Origin of the sequence: Sphingomonas sp. 66-10, from assembly GCF_001897045.1 — a bacterium.
GTDB classification, from domain to species: domain Bacteria; phylum Pseudomonadota; class Alphaproteobacteria; order Sphingomonadales; family Sphingomonadaceae; genus Sphingomonas; species Sphingomonas lycopersici.
On sequence record NZ_MKRR01000011.1, the window covers coordinates 580 to 2,932 of the forward strand.

The 2,353-nt window shown below is 70.4% G+C and carries 2 protein-coding genes; both read left to right on the forward strand.

The window, feature by feature from the left end; genetic code table 11:
- Nucleotides 1-14 precede the first annotated feature (14 nt).
- Nucleotides 15-1,586 (forward strand): MFS transporter, encoded by a 1,572-nt coding sequence (locus tag BGN95_RS01565; protein ID WP_286771419.1) that lies wholly within the window; start codon nucleotides 15-17, stop codon nucleotides 1,584-1,586.
- Nucleotides 1,583-2,353, forward strand: a 771-nt coding sequence (locus BGN95_RS01570; RefSeq protein WP_286771418.1) for a TolC family protein, incomplete at its 3' end; no start/stop codon positions are given. The genes BGN95_RS01565 and BGN95_RS01570, both read left to right, overlap by 4 nt.

Here is a 2,353-nt window from a genome sequence, read left to right on the forward strand (position 1 = left end):
CCGCCCCGGCCAAGATGCGCGTCGCGGCGACGCCAGGCTGGCTGCTCGTCGTCGGCATATTGCTCGCCTGCCTGACCGAGGCGCTCGCGAGCACGATCCTCGCGCTCGGCCGCGCCGACATTATCGGCGATACGGCGGCGACCCCCGACGAGTTCGCCGGGCTCGACGTAGGCTTTACCGCGTTCAAGCTGATCGGTTTCGCCTTCGCGCCGTGGCTGCTGACGCGTGTCGATCCGCGGCAAGTTCTGCTCGCCGCGACGCTGGTCATGGGCGCGGCCTCAGCGCTCGCTGCCGCCGTCACCGGCCTAGACCTTCTCGTCGTCCTCCGCGCGGTGCAGGGGCTGTCGGGCGCGACCTTGCTCGTCGCGGGGCAGGCGATCCTGTTCTGGACCTGGCCCGCGGCCCGCCAGCCCTTCCTGCAGGCGCTGTTCGCGATGGGCTCGGTCGTCGCGCCCGCGACCGCCGCGCCCCTGTTCGAGGGCTGGCTGGTCGACCAGCGCGACTGGAGCTGGATTTTCGCGGCCGTGGTGCCGCTGTCGCTCGGCGCGGCGGGGCTGCTGATCCTCGCTGGCGACACGCCGAAGCGCCCCGCGCCGCCGCGCCCCCTCGACCTTGTTGGGCTGCTCGCTCTCGGCGCGGCGCTGCTCGCGGCGACCTATGTGCTGACGCAAGGCAGCCGCTGGGACTGGTTGGAGGAACAGCGCATCGCTTGGCTGAGCGTGTTCGCGATCGGCGGTCTGGCGCTCGTAGCCGCGCGCCAATTTCGCGCCGGCGCCTCGGGATTGTTCGACCTGTCGGTGTTCCGCACGGAAGACTTCGTCTTTGCCTTCTTCGTGAGCTTTGTCGCTGGCGCGGCGCTGTTCGGCAGCGCCTTCGTCATCCCCGCCTTCGCTCTGTCGGTGCTCGGCTTCACCCCGACCGAGGCGGGGGCGCTGCTGCTGCCGAGCGGCGCCTGTTTCCTCGCGACCCTGCTGTTGTCGGCATGGCTGATGCAAGCGCGCGGACTGCCGCCGGTCGCGACGGTGCCGCTCGGGATATTGTCTATCATGATTGCGATGTGGATGCTGTCGGGGTCCAACGCCCAGAGCGGCGCCGCCGACATGATGCCCGCGATCCTGCTCCGCGGGCTCGGGCTCGGGTTCCTCTTTCTGTCGATCACCTTGATCGCATTCACCAAATTGCCCGCGGCGAGCGTCGCCTACGGCATCGGCATCTTCAACATCGGCCGCCAGCTCGGCGGGCTGACCGGGGTCGCGGCGCTCCAGACCTCGATCGACCATAGCCTCGTCCACAACCAGACGATGCTGGGCGCCGCGATCACCTCCGGCTCGCCCGCGCTCGCCGAGCGCATCGCGGCGATCACGAACCTGCTCGTCGCGCGCGGGGTGGAAGCGAGCGCGGCGGCGAAGAGCGCGACCGCGATGGTCGGCCGCGCGGTCGGCGGGCAGGGCGCCGTGATCGCCTTCGACACCGCCTTCAACCTCGTCGCGCTGCTCTTCGTCGTCGGCGCGCCGTGCATCGTCGCAATCAAGATTCTCCTTGCGAGGACGATGGGGAAATCCGCTCCAGCAGAGGCTGCATCATGACCCAGTCCATCCGCACCCGTACTGCACCGACCGCGCTGCTTGCCGCCGCGCTCGTCGGCTGCACCACCGTCGGCCCCGATTACCGCCCCCCCGAAACGCAGCTGAGTGAGGCCTGGGCGAGTCCGGTCAGCAGCGAGGCCGTCGACGGTATGTGGTGGCGGCGCTTCGACGATCCCTTGCTCGCCGAACTGGTCGAGGCGGCGATTGCGGGCAACAAGGATATCGAGGAAGCCGGCGCACGGCTGCGCGAGGCGCGCGCCAATCGCGACGCGGTGTACGGGCGCGAATTGCCGCAGGCCGGCGTGTCGGCGATCGCGACGCAAAACCGGCTGAGCGAGAATGGTCAGCTCCCCGTCGGCAAGGTTCCCGGGCTCGGCCGCAACCTCGCGATCTACGACGTCGGCTTCGATGCTTCGTGGGAGATCGACCTGTGGGGCGGCACGCAGCGCGCGATCGAGAGCAGCGAAGCGCGCGCCGAGGCGGCCGAGGAGGCGCGGCGCGGGGTGATCCTCCAGGTAATCGCCGAGGTCGTGCGCGCCTATATCGATCTGCGGACCGCGCAGGCGCTGCGGAGCAACGCTGTCGCCGACGCCAAGGCGCAGGCCGGCATCGCACGGCTCGTCAGCGACCGGCTGCGCGTCGGCGCAGCGTCGCGCGTCGATTACCTGCGCGCCGAAACGCAGGCGCGCTCGACGGCGGCGGCGGTCCCCGCTTATGAAAGCGACGAGGCGGCCGCCGCCTTCCGCCTCGCTCTTCTCGTCGGCCAG

Bases quoted from the DNA above. Each gene is read 5' to 3' on its own strand.
- BGN95_RS01565 (WP_286771419.1), top strand. From the start codon at position 15: ATGCGCGTCGCGGCGACGCCAGGCTGGCTGCTCGTCGTCGGCATATTG.